The organism is Sporosarcina koreensis, from assembly GCF_001531445.1.
Lineage (GTDB): Bacteria > Bacillota > Bacilli > Bacillales_A > Planococcaceae > Sporosarcina > Sporosarcina koreensis_C.
This window is the reverse complement of the sequence record NZ_LQYA01000195.1, coordinates 19,104-20,211: the sequence shown is the minus strand read 5'-3', so window position 1 is coordinate 20,211 and position 1,108 is coordinate 19,104. Positions and strand designations below refer to the sequence as shown.

Annotated in this window: 2 protein-coding genes; one reads left to right on the top strand and one right to left on the bottom strand. The window is 50.8% G+C overall.

Features of this window, described 5'->3' with window-relative positions; translation table 11 throughout:
* A partial coding sequence (locus tag AWV70_RS24810) for a molybdopterin molybdotransferase MoeA (RefSeq protein WP_235588730.1) occupies positions 1-770 on the bottom strand: 770 nt, incomplete at its 3' end.
* Between the two features lie 61 nt (positions 771-831).
* On the opposite strand from AWV70_RS24810, the gene AWV70_RS24805 reads away from it, so the two are divergent.
* On the top strand, positions 832-1,108 hold a 277-nt coding region (locus tag AWV70_RS24805), incomplete at its 3' end, for a cyclic pyranopterin monophosphate synthase MoaC (RefSeq protein WP_414714847.1).

Below are 1,108 nucleotides of genomic sequence, written 5' to 3'. Positions count from 1 at the left end.
ACGCCGCCCGTCGTAATAAGAAAATCTGTTTCTGCGGTCGCTTTCTCGACAATAGCTGTACATGCGTCCAAGTCGTCCTCCATCATTCCGTAAGATCGGCAGTCGATGCCTATCCGTTTCAATTGCGCGCGGATCATAGGACCGTTTGAATTCCGGATTTTGCCCGGTACAAGCTCATCCGCCACATCTAACAATTCTGTCCCCGTCGACAAAATCCCGGCGATCGGCTTTTTCGCCACTTTCACTTTTGCATATCCGAACGTTGCGAGCAATGCGACAGTCCCCGGGTGGATGATCGAACCCGCTTCGATGAGCAGTTCCTCTTCCTTCGCATCCTCTCCTTTGTACGAAATATTTTCACCTGCTTCAAACGGTTTGCGCAGTGTGAATCCGCTGCCCAATTCGACAGTCTGCTCTAACATGACGACTGCATCCGCGTTTTCCGGGATTTTTGCGCCCGTCATGATCCGATATGCTTCCTTTTCACCGATCGGCTTGTCTCCGACGTATCCGGCGCCGATTTCCCCGATGACTGAAAAGGAAATCCGGTTGTCGCCAGATGCTCCTTCAGAATCGAGCGACCGGATTGCAAATCCATCATAAGGCGATCGGTCAAAAGGAGGTACATCGTGTTTAGCGATGATGGGCTCAGCCAACACCCTTCCATACGCTTGCTCAAGGTCAATCAGTTCCGTTCCTAACGGCGTTGCATGCTCCATGACAAGCCTGACAGCTTCCGCCACGGGAATCGGTTTTCTCATTTCCACCATTACGTTTCCTCTCCTATCTTCTGATATACTACATGTACTATGTTTGAAGGGATTGAATCCAATGTCCGAATTGACGCATTTCAACGAGCAGGGACGCGCTAAGATGGTCGACGTTTCCGACAAGTCGGTGACGACGAGAACCGCCATTGCCACTTCATCGATCATTGTGAATGAACTTATTCACTCACAAATCACGGAAGGCACTAATAAAAAAGGCGATGTATTCGCCGTCGCGCAAGTCGCTGCAGTCATGGCTGCTAAAAACACATCGTCCATCATCCCAATGTGCCACCCACTCGCCCTTACCGGCGTCGATGTCCGCTTCGGATGGCAAATTG